16 protein-coding genes and 2 tRNA genes are annotated in these 19,094 nt (G+C 34.3%); 3 read left to right on the top strand and 15 right to left on the bottom strand.

What is annotated here, in order from left to right; genetic code table 11:
• Positions 1-7 precede the first annotated feature (7 nt).
• The 7 genes from EOD40_RS04655 to ruvC all read right to left on the bottom strand — a co-directional run bounded on the left by EOD40_RS04655 (position 8) and on the right by ruvC (position 5,511).
• Positions 8-1,150, bottom strand: a complete 1,143-nt coding sequence (locus EOD40_RS04655; protein WP_128193730.1) for an iron-containing alcohol dehydrogenase — start codon at positions 1,148-1,150, stop codon at positions 8-10.
• 98 nt (positions 1,151-1,248) lie between these two features.
• The gene (locus tag EOD40_RS04650) at positions 1,249-2,256 is read right to left on the bottom strand and encodes a LacI family DNA-binding transcriptional regulator (protein ID WP_128193729.1); all 1,008 of its coding nucleotides are present in this window, start codon (positions 2,254-2,256) and stop codon (positions 1,249-1,251) included.
• Between the two features lie 145 nt (positions 2,257-2,401).
• Positions 2,402-2,770 carry an MmcQ/YjbR family DNA-binding protein gene (locus EOD40_RS04645; RefSeq protein ID WP_128193728.1) on the bottom strand — a complete coding sequence of 123 codons (369 nt, stop codon included), beginning with the start codon at positions 2,768-2,770 and terminating at the stop codon, positions 2,402-2,404.
• Positions 2,767-3,168 carry a GNAT family N-acetyltransferase gene (locus tag EOD40_RS04640; RefSeq protein WP_128193947.1) on the bottom strand — a complete coding sequence of 134 codons (402 nt, stop codon included), beginning with the start codon at positions 3,166-3,168 and terminating at the stop codon, positions 2,767-2,769. Before EOD40_RS04640 ends, EOD40_RS04645 begins: the two co-directional genes overlap by 4 nt.
• 121 nt (positions 3,169-3,289) lie before the next feature.
• A complete protein-coding gene (gene hemW, locus EOD40_RS04635; protein ID WP_128193727.1) occupies positions 3,290-4,423 on the bottom strand; it encodes a radical SAM family heme chaperone HemW in 1,134 nt (377 codons plus the stop codon).
• Positions 4,424-4,473: 50 nt separating this feature from the next.
• Complete coding sequence (locus EOD40_RS04630) at positions 4,474-4,845, bottom strand: four helix bundle protein (protein ID WP_128193726.1); 372 nt, start codon at positions 4,843-4,845, stop codon at positions 4,474-4,476.
• A 111-nt stretch (positions 4,846-4,956) separates the two neighbouring features.
• A complete protein-coding gene (gene ruvC / locus EOD40_RS04625) occupies positions 4,957-5,511 on the bottom strand; it encodes a crossover junction endodeoxyribonuclease RuvC (RefSeq protein WP_073244027.1) in 555 nt (184 codons plus the stop codon).
• Between the two features lie 129 nt (positions 5,512-5,640).
• Here ruvC and EOD40_RS04620 point away from each other — a divergent pair, with 129 nt between their 5' ends.
• Positions 5,641-6,585 carry a lysylphosphatidylglycerol synthase domain-containing protein gene (locus tag EOD40_RS04620; RefSeq protein WP_128193725.1) on the top strand — a complete coding sequence of 315 codons (945 nt, stop codon included), beginning with the start codon at positions 5,641-5,643 and terminating at the stop codon, positions 6,583-6,585.
• Entirely contained in the window at positions 6,585-7,682 is a 1,098-nt protein-coding gene (locus EOD40_RS04615; protein ID WP_128193724.1) for a glycosyltransferase family 2 protein, read from the top strand. Before EOD40_RS04620 ends, EOD40_RS04615 begins: the two co-directional genes overlap by 1 nt.
• A 114-nt stretch (positions 7,683-7,796) precedes the next feature.
• Here EOD40_RS04615 and EOD40_RS04610 read toward each other — a convergent pair whose 3' ends face one another.
• A complete protein-coding gene (locus EOD40_RS04610) occupies positions 7,797-8,273 on the bottom strand; it encodes a hypothetical protein (RefSeq protein WP_128193723.1) in 477 nt (158 codons plus the stop codon).
• Positions 8,274-8,399: 126 nt separating this feature from the next.
• Here EOD40_RS04610 and EOD40_RS04605 point away from each other — a divergent pair, with 126 nt between their 5' ends.
• Positions 8,400-8,903 carry a DUF456 domain-containing protein gene (locus EOD40_RS04605; RefSeq protein WP_128193722.1) on the top strand — a complete coding sequence of 168 codons (504 nt, stop codon included), beginning with the start codon at positions 8,400-8,402 and terminating at the stop codon, positions 8,901-8,903.
• A 57-nt stretch (positions 8,904-8,960) separates the two neighbouring features.
• Here EOD40_RS04605 and EOD40_RS04600 read toward each other — a convergent pair.
• The 7 genes from EOD40_RS04600 to sov form a co-directional block, all read right to left on the bottom strand.
• A tRNA-Asp gene (locus EOD40_RS04600) sits at positions 8,961-9,034 on the bottom strand.
• Positions 9,035-9,285: 251 nt separating this feature from the next.
• Positions 9,286-9,359, bottom strand: a tRNA-Asp gene (locus tag EOD40_RS04595).
• 86 nt (positions 9,360-9,445) lie between these two features.
• Complete coding sequence (locus EOD40_RS04590) at positions 9,446-10,372, bottom strand: DUF58 domain-containing protein (RefSeq protein ID WP_128193721.1); 927 nt, start codon at positions 10,370-10,372, stop codon at positions 9,446-9,448.
• Between the two features lie 123 nt (positions 10,373-10,495).
• Positions 10,496-10,813, bottom strand: coding sequence for a thioredoxin (gene trxA, locus EOD40_RS04585; protein WP_128193720.1), 318 nt, complete (start codon positions 10,811-10,813; stop codon positions 10,496-10,498).
• Between the two features lie 192 nt (positions 10,814-11,005).
• Positions 11,006-11,395 carry a VanZ family protein gene (locus EOD40_RS04580; RefSeq protein ID WP_164905447.1) on the bottom strand — a complete coding sequence of 130 codons (390 nt, stop codon included), beginning with the start codon at positions 11,393-11,395 and terminating at the stop codon, positions 11,006-11,008.
• Complete coding sequence (gene gcvH, locus EOD40_RS04575; protein WP_128193718.1) at positions 11,388-11,768, bottom strand: glycine cleavage system protein GcvH; 381 nt, start codon at positions 11,766-11,768, stop codon at positions 11,388-11,390. Before gcvH ends, EOD40_RS04580 begins: the two co-directional genes overlap by 8 nt.
• Positions 11,769-11,851: 83 nt before the next feature.
• Complete coding sequence (gene sov / locus EOD40_RS04570) at positions 11,852-19,072, bottom strand: T9SS outer membrane translocon Sov/SprA (RefSeq protein ID WP_128193717.1); 7,221 nt, start codon at positions 19,070-19,072, stop codon at positions 11,852-11,854.
• Positions 19,073-19,094 lie beyond the last annotated feature (22 nt).

Genomic DNA, 19,094 nt, shown 5'->3' with positions numbered 1-19,094 from the left:
TTATTTACTAAAAAGCTGATTTATAAATTGCAACCGCATCGTCTACAGCAATTTCTCTAATATTATTTTTCAATAATCGCTGCACTTTTACGGCTTCCTCGGCTAATTTAGCAATTGATTCTTCTTTTACTGCGGTCTGTCTCAAAGAAATTGGCAACCCACAATCGGCTATTAATTGTTTTAAAATTTTTACCCCTTCTAAAGCCGTTTCTTTCGGATTGCTTTTCTTTTCAGCCCCTAAAACTTCAGCTATTCGCTCATATCTGCTGGCATCAGCTTCTATATTAAATTCCATTACATAAGGCAACAACAAAGCATTTGACAATCCGTGAGGAATATGATACTCCACTCCCAGAGGATAAGACAAAGCATGTACTGCGGCTGTATTTACCGGTCCAAGACACATCCCACCATACATACTCCCTAAGGCCACCTGACTTCTAGCTTCTATATCGGCACCATCATCACAAGCTCTTTTTAAATATTTTGCAATAATTCGAACCCCTTCCAAAGCATACAAATCAACAAATGGATGCGCAAACTTATTGGTATAAGCTTCTAAACAATGTGTCAAAGCATCAATTCCTGTTGCAGCAGTAATATTCTTTGGCAAAGAAACTGACAGAACAGGATCAATATAAGCTGCATCCGGAACTAAATACGGACTTATAACTCCTATTTTTTCTCCTTGATTATTTACAAAAATGGCATTTGGAGAAACCTCACTTCCTGTTCCGGAAGTCGTTGGAATACAAACCAGATGTGTTTTTCTTTCTTTAAGATTTCCAATTCCTTTTACTTCCTCCAAGCTTTGAGAATTCTTTAACTGAGCTGCAACCAATTTTGCAACATCCAGCACACTTCCTCCTCCAATACCAACAATACTATCGGCTTCAAAAGCTTTAGCCTTAAGCAAAACATTTTCAAAATCATCAAAAGTTGGTTCCCCTACTATTGATTCATCAATTACAATTTCAATCCCTTGTGATTTCAATTCTTCTATAAAAGGAGACAAAACGCTTCTAAGCTCAACTATTGTCAACAAAAACATTCGCTTAAGGCCTCTTTCTACAAAATCACTAACAAATCGTTTTATGCTTCCTTCTCCAAAAACAACACGATTAGGGTTTAAAATCACAATTTCTCTCATACTACTATCTCTACATAAACGATTTAAAAACAACACAATAAACCTAAAAAACCCTTTGATTCAAAAATGTAAACGTTTACATTTTTGAATCAAAAAAACTACTCTAAAGGAGCAGTAGACTTCCTCAGCATTAACTCTGTTTTCAAAATAACTTTTTCTTTTTTACTATGAGGATTCAAAATCCTTTCATACAACATCTCTGCTGCTTTTCTTCCCATGTCAAAACCAGGCTGACGAACAGCACTCAATGGTGGATTCAAAGAAATAGACCATGGCATATCATCAAAACCTATAATCGAAATTTCTTCCGGAATCCTGATATGTTTTGAATGTATAGCTTCAAGAGCTCCTAAAGTCAACAGATTATTTCCCGAAAAAATGGCTGTTGGCCTATCTTCTAACTCTAGAATTTTATTCGCAATTTCAAATCCACTCTTATAATCGGTGTCTCTTGCAAAAACTAAATTTTCGTCAAAAGGAACTCCGTACTCACTTAAGGCTCTTTTATAACCAGCTAAACGCTCAATATATGTTGGGATTCTAAAATTACCAGAAATAAAAGCAATTTTTTTATGACCTATACTTAACAAATGATCAATCGCATTAAAAGCGCCTTGTTCATTATCCACTTTCACCACGTCAACATCGATCTCTGTCAATCCCCTGTCAATACAAACAACAGGAATATTCTTTTTAACTAAGTTTTCAATCCCTTTATCCTTTCCATGAATAGGAGCAACGATTAAACCATCAATATTTTCAGACTGAAGAATGTCTAAATACAATTTTTCTTTTTTCTCGTCCTGTCCAAAATTACCTATCATAACCGCAAAATTATTCTGATAAGCATAATCCTCAACACCTCTGACTACATCAACGAAAAAAGGATTTTGAATATCAGGAATAACCAAGCCTAATAATTTTGTTTTTTTGGTGGTACTTCTTAATCTTTGGGCTACACGATTTGGTTTATATTCCAAAGCCGCTATCGAAGCCTGAACTTTAAGCATAGTATCCTTGCTTACCTTAGGATCATTATTAATTACCCTAGATACTGTGGCTATAGAAACCTTAGAATGTTCAGCTACTGCTTTTAAATTTGACAATTTGATAAATGTAAACGTTTACATTACAAATGTGAGGAATTAAATTTTAAAAAACAAATTTTACTCACTTTTGTTTTCTATTCTACCAAAAAGCGCCATAAAATACTATAAACAAAATAGCTATACTTAAATCCATCAAACAAAACTAATCTAAATCCAATACATTTTTTTGATTCACTTTAGTTAAACTACTAAAAACCAAATCATAAGAGTGATCAATCATTTCTTTCAGAAACGAATCAGAAACATCAGAATTTATAACAACCGTGTTCCAATGGTTTTTGTTCATGTGAAAACCCGGCTGAATAGCTTCAAATTGCGCTCTCCATTCTTTAGCCAAATCAGGATTGCATTTTAAATTAACCGATGGAGTTCCTATTTCCCATTGTTTTAATGACGACAAAGCAAACATTTTGCCTCCTACTTTAAAAACCAAAGTATCTTCATCAAAAGGAAAATGCTCAGTCACCCCTTTCTTGGAAGTACAATACTCATAAAAAATCTCTAAATTCATATCACTATTTTTTCCATTAATTTCTCTGGGCAAGCCAACGAATTGAATCCAAATTTTTGATACAAAAAATGAGCATCTGTAGTGGCTAATCTCCAAATTTTAATCTCTTTTAACTCCGGTTCGTTCATCATGGCGTCAATCAATATAGACGAATAGCCATTTCCTCTGTATTTTTGATCAATAAAAACATCCATCAAATAGGCAAAAACTACATAATCAGTAATTACTCTTGCAAAACCTATTTGTTGATTATCCAGATAAATCCCAAAACAAAAAGAATTATCAATACAAGTTTGTACCTCTTCTATAGTTCTGGGTGCAGTCCAATAAATATCCTTTAGAAAATTATGGATAAAAGGGATATCTAATTTAGTTTTATCTGTAGAAACGCTAATCATATTTTTATAAATGAGTTTACTTGGATTGGTATCATTTTTAAACACAAAGAGCACTAAGGTTTGCGCTAAGTTCACAAAGCTTTGTGGTCATTGTGCCTTCTTTGTGTTCTTAGTGGTTAGATTATTCCAAATTTAAATAAAACAAATCACTCGCAATTCCATCCGTTAAAAACTTTCCTTTTTTTGTTGGTTTTAGGATGTTACTTTCAACAAAAAGCAAATCATCGTTTAAGTATTTCTGTGTCTGTTTTAATAAATAATCCGAATAATTTTGTCCAAATTCAGCTTGAATTCTATCCAACGACACACCCCAAATAGTTCTCAATCCCGTCATAATATATTCGTTATAACGATCAACAACGGAAAGAATTTCGGTTTCATTCGGAAGTTTGTTTTCCTGAATAGATTTCAGATAAAGTGTATTGTTAGCTACATTCCAACTTCTGGAAACACCATCATAACTGTGTGCCGAAGGACCAATTCCGATGTATTTTTTGCCCAACCAATAAGCCGAATTGTTTTTAGAAAAGTAATCTGGTTTACCAAAATTGGATAATTCATAATGAATAAATCCATTGGCTTCGAGTGTTTCGACCAAAATCATAAAATGTGCTGAAGCCACCTCATCTTTTGGCTCGGCAATTTTCCCTGCTTGAATCAATTTATTCAAGGCTGTTTTTGGCTCTACCGTCAAGGCATAACTCGAAATATGCGGAATCCCAAAACTCAAAGCCGTTTCGATATTTTTTTTCCAACGTTCATCACTCATTCCTGGAATCCCATAAATCAAATCCAGCGAAATGTTATCAAAATATTTTGTCGCTACTTCCAAGCATTTTTTAGCTTCCGCCGAATTATGCGCACGATTCATCATTTTCAAATCATCTTCGAAAAAAGATTGAATTCCAATAGACAGCCGATTGATTGGAGTTTTCGATAATTCAATAATTCGTTCTTTAGATAAATCATCAGGATTAGCTTCAATCGTGATTTCTGGATTCTCTATTACTTTATAATTTTTGAACACTTCATCAATCAGAAATCTTAAATCTGCAGTCTGCAATACGGAGGGTGTTCCTCCTCCAAAATAAATGGTTTCAACCGTCTCTTGGGCAAACTCATTTTTTCGCAACTGAATTTCTTTAGCCAAAGCCAAAACCATCTCGTCTTTTTTCTTCATCGAAGTCGAAAAATGAAAGTCGCAATAATGGCAAGCTTGCTTACAAAAAGGGATATGAATGTAGATACCGCTCATAAATTAGTGTTCAGTGTTCAGTTTTTTAGTAATCAGTCTTTAAGAAGTGTTCAGTCCTTTTTCACCCCAAATTTATCTGGATTTAGTATCATATAGTTAATGAGTTTTCCTATTTCTAAGCTTTCCGAAGTAAGTTCTTGATAAATTGTCTCAGATATATATTTACAAGCAAATGCAAACTCTAACCAAACTTGTGTTTCTGAATTTTCACTATCAGAATCGGTTAATTTACTATGAAAATGTCTGGGATAAATTCTCTTTCTATAGGCTTCTGCAACAGTAACAGGAACGCTTCTCGAAGAACGCCTAATTTGATCTGTTAATGAATAGGTTTCTTCCTTTGGGAACTTCTGTGTTATTTCAAAAATCTTCATTGCCAAAGCAAATAATTTTTTATAAGCTAATAAATCCTGAAATCTCATAAATACATTTTTAAAATTGAACACTATGTTTCTCCAGTTAGTGCTCAAGTGTTCAGTTTTTTTTTAATATCCAGCAGATAAACTGATCACTAAAAATCTGACCACTGACCACTATTTCTTGACTCTTTCCTCATTCTGTTTCACAAAAGCATCCCAACCCGAATAACTTTTCCCTGCCACCACTTTTCCGGAATTAAAAAAATGACAAACTGCCGCTGCTAAACCATCGGTGGAATCGAGGTTTTTAGGCAATTCTTTCAGTCCTAAAAGCTGTTGCAGCATTTTAGCAACTTGTTCTTTACTGGCATTTCCGTTACCGGTAATCGCCATTTTTATTTTCTTAGGTTCGTATTCTGTAATAGGGATATCTCTTGACAATCCTGCCGCCATAGCCACACCTTGGGCGCGACCTAACTTTAACATCGATTGTACATTTTTACCAAAAAAAGGTGCTTCAATGGCAATTTCGTCCGGATGATGCGTATCGATTAACTCAATGGTACGCTCAAAAATGATTTTTAGCTTTTGGTAATGATTATCGTATTTAGACAATTGCAATTCGTTAAGCTGAACGAACTCCATTTTTTTATTGATAACACGTATCAAACCAAAACCCATTATGGTTGTTCCCGGGTCAATCCCTAATATGATGCGTTCTTTTGTCATTATTTTGTTCCGCTAAGCTGCACGAAGTTGGCACAGAGATACACGAAGTTTTTTTGTTACTATAAAAATTTAAAATTCTTTGCGAAACTCTGTGAGTCTTTGCGTTTCTTTGCGTAATAGTTCTTCGTTATGATTTCAATTCCTCACAAAACTAAACAATTCCTCGTACTTCTAATCAAAATTTTGATTGTAGCCGGTGCCTTTTATTTTATTTATGACCAACTAGCGAATAATGATAAACTGGATTGGCAAAAATTCATCGTTTTGTTCAAAAAAAACCAGTCCGTTTCAGGAATCAGTTTTATTTTGTTGTTGAGTGTTTTAAACCGCTATTTCGAAATCTTAAAATGGCAAAATCTGGCGCAACACATTCGTAAAATTACAGTAGTCGAATCAACCCAACAAGTACTTGCCGCTTTGACCGCCGGATTATTTACCCCAAACGGCGTAGGCGAATATGCCGGAAAAGCCCTGTTTTTCAATAAATCAGAAGCTAAAAAGGTAATTTTCCTGAACCTGATTTGCAACGGAATCCAAATGATACTGACCATTATTTTTGGATTTTTTGGTTTGTTATATTTCAATGCGGAGTTTAATGTTATTACATCAAACACCGTTTTGATACTTTTCGGAATTTTAATTACCGGTTTTGCTTTACTTTTTTCAATAAAAAAACTAACAATTAAAGGTTATTCGATAGAAAAATTAATCCATAAAATTAACGAAATTCCAAAAAGCATTCACCAACGCAATATCTTCCTTGGCATTTGTCGCTATATCGTTTTCTCACATCAATACTATTTCTTGTTTCTCGCTTTCGATGTTGATTTACCTTATTTAACACTCATTGCTGCGATTTCAAGTGTTTATTTTCTTGCTTCCGCTTTGCCTAGTTTTCAGTTTCTGGATTTTGCCATAAAAGGAAGTGTGGCCATCTATTTCTTCGGAATTTTAGGCATAAATGAATGGATTGTAATTTTTATTTCTACTTTGATGTGGTTTCTTAATGTGGTAATTCCGGTGGTGATTGGCAGTTATTATGTATTGAATTTCAAATCCAGAGAAATAGCATAATGCTTTTTCTAATCCTCATATTATCCATTTATTTCGCAACCATATTGCTTTTAATTTATGGTTTTACCAAAATAAAAAACTACGATGCTATTGGCTTAAAGCCAAAAACTAGCTTTACGATTCTAGTTCCTTTTCGAAATGAAGCTGAGAATTTGCCAATACTTTTAGAAAGTATTTCAAAAATGAATTATCCAACGGATTTATTCGAAGTGATTTTAGTTGATGATGATTCAGATTGCAGATTTCAGACTTCAGATTTCAGACTTCAGATTTCGGTGATCGATACTATTAGAGTTTCGAATTCTCCAAAAAAAGACGCCATTACAACTGCCATTCCATTGATAAAAACAACATGGATTATCACCACCGATGCCGATTGCATAGTTCCTGAAAATTGGCTTTTAACTCTGGACAATTATATTCAAACGCATGGGGTTTCGATGATTGCAGGAGCAGTGACTTACGAATGCAACAATTCGTTTTTACATCATTTTCAGCAACTGGATTTGGCTAGTTTACAAGGAGCAACAATAGGGAGTTTTGGAGTAGGAAAAGCTTTTATGTGTAATGGTGCGAATTTGGCTTATACCAAATCACTTTTTGAAGAACTAAACGGTTTTGAAGGAAATAATACCATTGCCAGCGGGGATGATGTTTTTCTGTTGCAAAAAGCTATCGCGCAATTTCCCGAAAAAGTACATTATTTAAAATCAGAAAACGCCATTGTCTCCACAAAACCAGTTGACAACTGGAAAGCCTTGTTTTACCAAAGAGTGCGCTGGGCTTCGAAAACCACTTCTTATCAAAGTAGCTTTGGGAAAATATTAGGATTAGTAGTTTTTGGAGGAAATATCGATTTGTGGTTTATTGTTTATTGTTTATTGTCTGGAATAGGAAGCTATTATTTGCTGTGTTTCTTAATATTAATAAAATTAGCTATTGACTTTGTACTGATCCATAAAACGAATCAGTTTTTAAAAACAAAAACACATTCTTTTTTACTTAGTAGTTTACTTTATCCTTTTTTCAGTGTAAGTGTGGCTTTGTATACTATGTTTTGGAAGTATGAATGGAAAGGAAGAAAATTCAATTCTTAAACCTACTCCTTTAGCCCTGATGGGAACGACATCCTTTTATGCCGGTGTTCGGCATAAAAGATACAGTGGACAGCAGGATAAAGCTCCTCCCTTCGACTAGGCTCAGGGGAAACATTACTCCACTTTAATAATTACAGGAAGAATAAATTGGGTTTTTACAGGAATGCCTTGTTTGATGGCTGGGTTTACTTTTGGAAAATTCACCAATCGGGCGTGCAGAATACTGTCGATTTTAATAGTATCATAAGCAACCGAATCTTTAGGAAATTGAGGCTCGAATTGCATTTTAGAATTAGGAAAAACAGTCACTTTTACTTCGATGGTATCGAGTTCAGGATACAAAACCGAAAGTGTATCTACTTTTAATTTTTCCTGTATGAGTTGGGTTAAATAATCAAAAAAGCATTGTTGACGCTGTGTTTTTTCTTCTAATTTATCACAATCCACAAACGAAGGATATTCGTCAACCTCTTTCCAGTTAATGGCTTTCAATTCCTTTTGCAATAATTCTTTCTCTGACGGTACTTGTTTTTCGAAGTATTGACAGGAATTAAATATAACAAAGAGTAAAAAAAAGTAATAATGCTTCAAGGTTTTGTTTTTGAATTCGACCAATATTTTATAAAAATACAATTATTTTTTTGAGATGCTTTGGAAAATAAATAATCTTCATAACTTTCTATTATTTATTTTTTCAAAATTAGCAAAAATTAATTTATGGATATTTTACTTTTAATTCTTGGTTTAGCTTGTATGTTAATTGGAATTCTAGGCAGTTTTTTACCGGTATTACCGGGTATTAGTTTGTGCTGGTTAGGAATAGTGTTACTTTATTTTACAAATGCAATTCCAGTTAATTACTGGGTTTTAGGAACAACATTTTTAGTCGTCATTCTTTTTTCTATTGCCAATTATATTCTACCAGCTAAAGGGACTCAACGATTTGGAGGCAGTAAGGCTGGAATTTGGGGAACAAATATTGGACTTGTTATTGGATTATTGGCCCCGATTCCATTAGGCTTTATAATTGGTCCGTTTACAGGTGCGTTAATTGGAGAATTAGTTTTTGATACTAAAAATATAAAACAAGCATTAAGGGCTGCCACTGGATCTGTTTTAGGAATTTTAGCTTCCAGCTTTATACAATTTATGCTTTGCGTGATTTACTTCGGGATATTCATTTCAATTATTTGGGAGTATAAAGCACTCCTCTTTAACTAAACTAAAATTTATCAATAAAAAAAGCCTTTCCGTTAAGAAAGGCTTCTTGCAAATTTGCGGTCTGGACGGGACTCGAACCCGCGACCCCATGCGTGACAGGCATGTATTCTAACCAACTGAACTACCAAACCTCTGCTTTATTGCGAGTGCAAATATACAATATAATTTTATTTAAAAACAAGAAGAATTTAAAAAAGTATTTCAAAATAAATTATGCCTTAAAATCAAAAAAGCCATTCACAATTAAGTGAAAAGCTTTTCATTGGTCTAACTACTAAACCACGGTTAGCGTTACAAAGGCTAACCAAACAACACAACTAGCTTTAGATACCGTATAGTGGAAAAAAAAGCCTTTCAGTTACGAAAGGCTTTCCCAATATTGCGGTCTGGACGGGACTCGAACCCGCGACCCCATGCGTGACAGGCATGTATTCTAACCAACTGAACTACCAAACCTCTGCTTTATTGCGGTGGCAAAGATACAATAGATTTCTGTTTACACAAGCGTTTTTGCTAAAAATAATAATATATTTTCACGACTATCATCCAAAGTTTTGTTTTTCAACCAAATAAGTTAGCATTATTTTTTCAAAATTTTCCCTTACACTTACCGGAACGTACTTAATTTTGTTTTGAGCACAACTTAAAGCGAGCTTTTTAAAATACAAAGAGGCTTGTTTTTCATATTCTTCTTTGACATTATCAGCAAAAACAACTATTTCTTCCTTAGTTTCTACATCAATAAATTTCCGGGGCGCATTATCAAAATCAAAATTAAGTTCTGTTTTTCCATCTACTACATGAAACAAAACCACTTTATGCTTATTGTATTTTAGATGTTGTAATGCACTCAACAATCGTTCTTCCTCTCCAGTTTGAAACATATCAGTAAATAGAACAATCATCGAACGACGGTGAATCTTCTCGGCTATCTGATGTAAAAAAGTAATCGTATCGGTACTTTTACTAACAAGCGGTTCTTTTAATAAATTCTCCAGAGCATTTAACACCATTCTGTGATGACGATCACTACCTTTTTCGGGCGCATAGTACTCATAAGTATTCGAAAATACACTTAGCCCTACTGCATCACGTTGTTTCTTTAAAAGATTCATTAAAACAGCCGAAGCCAAAACAGAAAACCCTATTTTGTTTTCATAAAAATTCTGATTCCCATTTAATTTTGGATAATGCATCGACGAAGAATTATCGATAATAATATGACAACGCAAATTAGTTTCTTCTTCAAACTGCTTGGTGTACAACCGATCTGTTTTGGCAAACAATTTCCAATCGATATGCTTCGTACTTTCGCCTGTATTATACACCTTATGCTCAGCAAATTCAGCCGAAAAACCATGAAATGGGCTTTTGTGCATACCCGAAATAAAACCTTCCACCACTTGGTTTGCCAATAACTCCAAATGCTGAAAACTGGAAATTTTTCCTATTTGAGATTCAATCTTCATCTCTCAAAGATAATAAAAAAGAAAAACCGACAGCTTTTAAAAAGCTGCCGGTTTTAATTAATCCCACAAAAAAAGGCTTGACTCTCGCCAAACCTTTTTTTCATATAAATCATAATCTTACGATTACAACAAAGCGTCTAAACTATCTGCGTAAGTTTGTTTCGGAGCAACTCCTACTTGTTTTCCTACGACTTCTCCGTTATGAAAAACCAACACTGTAGGTATGTTTCTCACTCCGTATTTTGCAGCAAATTCCTGGTTTGCATCAACATCAACTTTTCCTACTACTACTTTTCCGTCGTATTCAGAACTTAATTCGTCAATGATTGGACCAACCATTCTACAAGGCCCACACCATGCTGCCCAAAAATCTACCATAACTGGTTTATCTGATTTCAATACTACTTCTTCAAAAGTAGCGTCTGTTATTGCTAATGCCATATTTTTTTTATTTAAAAATTTATAAATATAAAGTCTTTAATTCCTTAAACACTCTGCAAATTTAGAAATTAAAAACTAACAAAACACCATTCCAAAATTAGTTTTGGCTATTAATGTATTGTTAATTATTATCAAAGTTATTCCTGCTTTTTGCAATAACAATAAAAAATCCCGCCGAAGCAGGATTCTTAATTATTTTGGTATTTTATTTAAAAAGTTATTTTTATTTAAAAACGTAAGAACTAAAATCGCTAATAAAGCACCCGTTGTATTAGATAAAACATCTATTACATCTCCATTTCTGGAAACAGTAAAAAATGCCTGAAATAGTTCTATTGTAATCCCAAAAGATAAAGAGATAAAAAAAACGATCCCTAAAAGCTTTGTACTACTTTGATTTTTATAATAAAATCGAAGTACTAAAAACCACAATAGACTAAAAACAAAATGGAAAAAAGCATGAACAAATTTATCAAGGTAGACAATATCTACGCTAGGGAGATTACTTGCCTTAATTAAACACAAATACAAAATAATTCCTGTCCAAGATAAAGCGGCTCCTAAACAAATTTTCTTAAGCACCAATAAGTTCTTTGTAGCCTTCAGCAGTTAATAAAGTATCAAATTCAGCTAAATCTGAAACTTTAATTTTTATCATCCATCCAGCACCATAAGGATCTGAATTTACTAATTCAGGAGCATCTTCCAATCCAGTATTGAATTCGATAATTTCTCCAGATAAAGGAAGAAACAAATCAGACACTGTTTTTACTGCTTCAACAGTACCAAAAACTTCATCTTTTTCAAGTGTTTGATCTAAAGTTTCCACTTCAACATAGACAATATCACCCAATTCTTTTTGAGCAAAATGTGTAATTCCTACTGTTGCAATATCTCCTTCTAAATTTACCCATTCATGATCTTTAGTGTACTTTAAATTTGCTGGTATACTCATAATAATAGTAATTGATATATGATAATTGTTTTTTTTGGCAAATGTAACAATCTTCGAATTAAATCTTATCGAGATTCAAGAAATTAATTCCCAAAATTATATCGAAGTGTAAATCCAGATCGAATATTAGTTATAGGAAACGAAGTCGATATCACTGCTTTAGAAAACGAATGGTCATAATAGAAAATAGCGGTTAGATTTTTACTGAACGAATAATCAGCTGTTACTTTCAAAGACCATAAATTTTGCCCACCTGCCAATTGGTTGTTATCATAATCTAAATAACGCACTATGGTTTGATTATTTCTATACGACAAATCGGCTTTGACATTGATATCACCTTTTATAACTCCGGTAGGATTATCGGCTAGTCTTGAAGAAAAAACTACATTCTTAAAACGATAGCCTAAACCTACTATGTATTCAACTCCTTTTACTTCGGTCAATAAATTATTATCAAAACTCATTGACAAAGCACGGTCTTTTTTAATTTCGGTAAGCACTTTTAACGAATTTTTCAATTCAAAATCCATTCGAACAAGCGGACTAAATTGCTCCACTAAATTCACATTAGACATAATTGTTTTATTGTAAAAATTGCCACTGGCATCGGTTCCTGAAGGATTTTCATCATAATTAAAATTAGAACGATACTGATTAATGGTATAAGACGCTCTATAACTATGCTGCAAAGAAAATCGCTTGAAATTCTTTTTAAACAATCCGTAACGCATCAATCCATTGTATTTTAATGTCCAGTTAGGAATAGGGAAATTTCTAAAAATACCCGTCGATACATTTGAAGCGTCGGCTCCTGAGTATGCCGCTATAAATGACGGCAATAGTACGGCTTGATTACTTTTTCCAAAACCTATTGGATATCCATCATTACTAATAATTCTTTTTCGCTCAGGGTTATTAGGATTTGCCAAATCAGTTTCAGGAAGACTTGGATTTTCTGCCGGAAGAGCCGCAGCATCATATCTTGGCACTACAGCACCGTAATGATCTGTTGCCAATCGGTTAGCAACCAAAAGCCTATTGGTTCTAAAATCATCAAAAGCCGCTGAAGAATTTTCATTGCTGGTAGAAAATGCTGTTTTAATCAACACCGTAGAAATAGAAAACATTCCGTAATTATAAGGAGAACGCGAATTATAAGTCCCATTGGCTGACACATCATACTGCTCAGAATAATTTGAAGAAAGCGATCTATCCATTGTCAAATCGATTTTCAAATCAGGGAATAAATCCACATTAGCGGTAGCTCTCAATACTTTATTACTAACCTGAGTATAATTTTGACTGAATTCCTGGTAATTAGTCAACCAACCGTTTTTGGCTGCTTCATATCTTACATCATCCTGACTACCAAAAATAAATCCTAATGATGGTCTGGAAGAACCTAAGAATCCAATACTAGGCGTATATCCCGGTAATAAAGTACCACTGTTTTCGGTGTAATTAATTTGAATATTCTTAACACTTGTCAAAACCCCCATCAAACCATCTACAAATTCGTTGCTTTGCGCTTGTGGTTTAGCTGCTACATTTGTTATTTTTTGCCCTGGTTTTGGTGCTACAGCGGGAGTCTTTGCCACTGCATTTGGTTTTTTGGACAAGCCTAAATATTTGTACAACATATCCATATTAAAACTGGCATTCAAAGTATTGGTACGAGCATTTTGAACAGTATTCCCTAAATTATATGCTGACCCACCTACTTCTATTTCAGACAAGGCATTTGCCGATTTCTGCCAACTATAATCTCCTGTATAAGAATAATTCGCCTTTACAAAACTAAATAGCGGTATCTTATTGATAGGAATATCATAATTCAAAATAATTTGCTGGGTATGCCTATTTGGATCTCCAATATCCCAATAACTATCCCAAATTGAGAAATCGGCTATAGGCTGATCGTCTTGATCCAAATAATTCTTAACAATATTGCTCGTTGAAGCCGCATAACTAAATTTCAACGATTTAGTCAAATTATAATTGAATCCATAATTGTAATTAAATCCAAAATTTCTTCGGTACAATGGATCTAATTCAAGCCCAGGAACATTATCCACTTGTCTAAACTGCTGACGATTGTACTGTCTGTTGATATTAGTATTAAACGTAATATTAGAAGGCAAATAATTAAAGTTAAAATCGCTCAACAACTTCCAATATGAACTTTTCTTCATAAACTTCGTTTTCTTAAAAGGCTCCACCGCTTTAGAATCGAAAGTATAAGCATAATCAACTGAAGTACTGGCTTGCTGGTCAAGATAGTCTTCAATTTCATAATCATGTCGCTCTACTTTATTAAACGATTGGGAGAAAGTAAAATTCTCAGGGTCATAAACGTGTGGTTTTTGCTCTGCTCCTCTTTGTTTTCTCACTCCAATAAAATTAATACTGGTACGCTTAGTATAATCAATTGCACGATTTCTTAAATTAGCTCTTTCGTCGGCATCATCGGTTTCACTTAAAAGCTGTTTTAATTTAATATCCTGATTAAAAGGATCATATTCCGGCTTTATAGTCTCTTCTCCTACACTGTAGTTAAAAGGCAAATTAACACCCCATTTATTAGGCAACAATTTGCCCAAGTTCAAATTGGTCACAATATTATATTGTTGGATATCCTCACGACTTCTTTCATTTGGACCTTGTTCAATAGTACCAAAACCTACAGTACTAATTTTTCCGGTTGCAGAAACGGTTGCAAAATCGGCAAAGTTTGTATCTACATTTAGCACCGCCGCCATACCACCATGATTATCCATTTCAGCTAAACGAAGTTCATTAAACCAAACTTCCCCTTTAAGATCCTGGTGCGTTTCGTTACTTTTAATCCCCACCATCAGGGTACGAACCATCCCGAAATTTGGATTTCCTTTAATACCTAATCTCAATTTATTGATTTTATTAGCTAAACCACCATCCAGCTCATCTTCATTTTTATAATAAATTCCATCCAAAGGCAGCGTACTGGCATCTACCGCCATAGCTTCTATTTTTAATTTTGTCAGTAAAGCTAAAGACAAATCGATTTCATTGGCTTCAGGCCAAACCTCTTCAGCAGTATATTTACAATTACCATCTGTTGTTTTGGTTACCTTTAAAGGAATCTCAATTTGATAGAAATTTTGAGTAAAATCATTTCCAAATCGAATAAAACCTACCATCTGATTATCCTCTAATGGAATCTCTCCTTTTGAAGATTCGGCATGTAAAAACATCTTCAGTTTTTTAAACTGACGCATGTCTACACTCACATTTTTAAAAACCGCTCTGGAATCAGCAATCTCCAAACCATCTCCAGCCACTCTTAATGATAACGATTGTTCATTTTGATTAATCAAAGTATTATTATTGTACAACTGCTCTCTTTGAACCCCTGGAGGAGTGATATAATTAACAGGACATCTTTCATCATTCTCCTGAACATTTACTGCCGTAACGGCTAATTCTGTGTTATCATCATCCACATTGGTATCATTAGGATCTAATGTGTTTGTATATCTTCTCCATTCACCACGTACTAAATCCAAAGCCCCAAAACGCACCGTTACTTCATCCTCAAATCCTGTCATAAACATTCGCATAAAACGAATGGATCTAAAATCGGAAATATTCCCAATGGTATTCTGAGGTTGTGAAACCGGAATTTTAAACTGAATCCATCTCGAATTAGTTGTCCCCCCATTAGGCAAGGTTACCTGAGTTTCTCTAACATCAGTCACATAATTTTGTCCCACTTGCATACCCGGCTTCATATCAACGCTGTATTCATAATAAGCATTAATAGTATTCATGGTATTGTCTCTGTTAATATCTTCAACATCCGGAACAGTCGAAGCACCACGATTAGGGTCATTAATATCAACAGCTGAGTTACCATCCACTCCGTTATAATTTTTATAGCGGTCTTTTACTCCTCCCGAAGTATTAAGATAATAGGTATAATCATCGGCTGCCGGGTCTGGTTCAGAAGCAAAATTATTATAAATAGTTGCCTCTGCATTATTAGACAAACCATCCAATCCAACATCCTGATTCTTTCTGTTATTTGTATCTGCATCAAAAGCATACACCAATGATTGTGATGCCGGAACATCTCCCCAAATTGGCTGTGGATTTACTTTTACCTGATCAGGTCCAAGTCCGTTTTCATATTGTTTTCTACCATCTTTCAGGATGTCTTCCGAAATTTCCCCTAAGTTAAAATAGATTTTACCCGTATTTGTTCCATCAGCTTTACCGTTTCCTACATAAGGATCTAAAACCCAAAACTGGATATACTCCACATTTCCTTGTTCGAAATTAGTAGAACTCAGCGAGCGCATAATCCCCCCAAAATTATCTTTTGGAGTTAAACCAAAACTAGAATTATTGTTATAAGGTCCTCTTTCGGATGGAAAATAGGTCAAATCTAAGGTATTAATTACCTGTGTTTGTCCTTGTGCAATATCAGTTAACGGATACAGTTCTTCACTAAAAACCCTTCTGGTTGAGTTCAACGAAATATCATCAGTAGATATTCCTGATGGTCTTTGAACATAAAAAATAGGATCAATGGTGTACCAGGCTAATTTGGCTCTTTTAAAACCATACGTTAAATCATTCGATTTTGCATTAAAATTATAAGTACTATGAGTATTCTCCTCTGGTGTTGATGCCAAACTCCAGGCATAGGCTGAACGCATATCGATAGTAGATTGCGAACCTTCAAAATCATCTACATAAAGCGTTGATTCTCCATTAAATTGATCTGCTTTTGGCGTATCAGGCTTTAAGAAAGCTATTTCTCCCCTTACTGATAAATTCGATGGCACATCAGTATCAATATTAGGAAGCATATTCACTAATCGGGTAAAAAACGGAACCTCGGTAGAGAAATTTGTATTGAATCCAAAAATGGTATTATTAACCGACTCCTGTCCATAACTGGATTTTTGTGTAAATGGCTTTTCGGTCATTTTCAAAAAGGTTCCCCCTAAAGTAAAATTATCCGAAAACTTATGCTCGACATTTACTCCCATAAATCTTCGGGTTTGTTGACCAAAAATGGAATTATTCTCAAGAGAAACATTAATAGGCGTATTAGATGCCTGTAACGAAGGATCTAAAATTTGAACTCTTCCTAATTGATAATTTACACTGTAATCTACTCCTTCAACTAAAACCCTACCTCCGGCAGTTACCACAACCGAACCTTGAGGCACATTATAAGCCCCAATAGGGATTCCGTCTCCAGCAGAAGATTTATATCTTCCTCTCAACAAGAACTTATTCTTATCACTATCCTGTAATGCTCCCGATTGCGTATTGCGATACATACTTCTAAAAACATATTTCCTTTGATTATCATTATAACCCACCGGATCGTCATAGTTCTTAGGATTATTAGGGTCATTTAACTTATCAAAAAGCAATTCTCCAAATGGCTCCTTAGTCGTAAAAATAATACGTCCATTTTGGGTATCCATTGTTAATCCTGAAACAAAGTCAAAGAAACCATCCCCGCCTATTTGACGATCATTATTATAATTTAATTTATCTAAGTTAAAGACATTCAATAATGGTGTTTCGGCCACTTTGTTTTCTGGCAATGGATTTGACGGGAAAGGACTTCCAGTTACCGGAGTAATATAATTTAAAGGTGACGGATCGGTATAAAGAATATTAAATCTAAAATCTTCCTGTTTTATTTGATAAGCACCAGGAATCTGATAAATATTTTTCATCATCAGGTTCCAAACCGGATTTTTGACATTGGTTAAATTACTTTTCAGCATCTTCAAAATCAAACTCTGTGTAATAACTGCCTGAGTCGATTGTGGGGTTCCTGTAACAAGAGTAGCATCGACACCATCATTTCCAAATTCCCCTACCTGATACACCTGATCACCGACGGTATATTCATAGGCTACCGCCAAAATCTCATCGTTTGACAATCTTTGCTGTAAAGAGATATATCCTAATTGTGGATGAAAGGTATATTCATTGGTTGTAAGTTTACGGGCATTTTCAAGTTTCGAATAATCCTGTCCTTCGCTCACCGTTCTGTTAAAACCGGAACTTGCCGTTGCAATTTCACGAATATTAGAATTCAATAATCCTGTACCGGATTGGATTTGCTCCGGATCGTATTTATTATTCGAGTTATCCGAAGGTGAATCAGTAGGGTTATTAAACATTCCCGTGGAAGGATCTAAAACCACCACTTCATTATCAGCTAATCCTGTCAACTGCGATTCCCCTAAATCCTGAAGAGCTATAACGTTTCTAAGATTATTAGATGTTGTATTAAGACGTGTTTGTTTATTAGTAACCCAAACTTCTAATCGGGTTATTTGAACCCTGCTATCTATAAAAGGATAGTTTTTTAATGCAGTATCATATCTGTTTCTAAAATACTGAGACAGGAAAAAGTGCCTGTCGTTATCATAATCTAATGCGTAAATATCAAAATCCTGTATGGTTCCCCCACCTTGAGAAACTACTGTTTTTGTTTGTGACTTCTGTTCAGAGTAAACACCAGTAACGGTAGTTTTACCAAATTGCAATTGTGCCTTAACCCCAAATAAACTCTGTGCTCCTCTAATCAGCGAACTATTTAATGGCATACTGACATTTCCAACTTCAATTTTCTGAATAATATCGTCTTCTGTTGGTGTATATTCTAACTTTAATAAATTCTGAAAAGCAAAAGTTGATTGTGTGTCATAATTAGCATTAACATTTAATCTTGTTCCCACTTTCCCCATCAAACTCATGCTGATTCTTTGGTCAAAATCAAAAGCAAGATTAGATCTGTTTCTTGGTGAAAATGAAGGGTTATCTTGTTTTGTATATCTTACTCCCATATCCATTTCAACAGAACCCGTAGGTTTTACGTCTATGGTGTTACTTCCAAAGATGGATTCAAACAAACCCGATTTCACATAATATCTAGGCAATAAATCCTTTTTATTGGCTTCACTTCCTTCTTTTTTACCATCAATTGCATCTGACTTCTTTTTAAAATAATCTCTCATAGAATCTTTTAAAACTAAGTTTTCATATTCTTTTGGAGTCAAAATAAGAGGATACTTAATTGAAAATCCACTAACAGAACTGGTATAGATATACCTGTCTGTTTTTGGATCATAAGTATACGCAGACAGAATACTCTTAGGATCTTTTATTTGAACTTTACCTAATGAATATTCTCTTTTTGTTGTATCCTGAACTGGTTCATTTACTTGAGCTAGTGATACAAAACCACATAATAAAACCGCCAAAAAAATACAGATTTTATGCATACAATTGGTTTTTACTGTGCCT

Source organism: Flavobacterium sufflavum (genome assembly GCF_004016525.1).
GTDB classification, from domain to species: Bacteria; Bacteroidota; Bacteroidia; order Flavobacteriales; family Flavobacteriaceae; genus Flavobacterium; species Flavobacterium sufflavum.
Note: the sequence above shows the minus strand (reverse complement) of the source record. Positions and strands in the feature narration are given on the sequence as shown.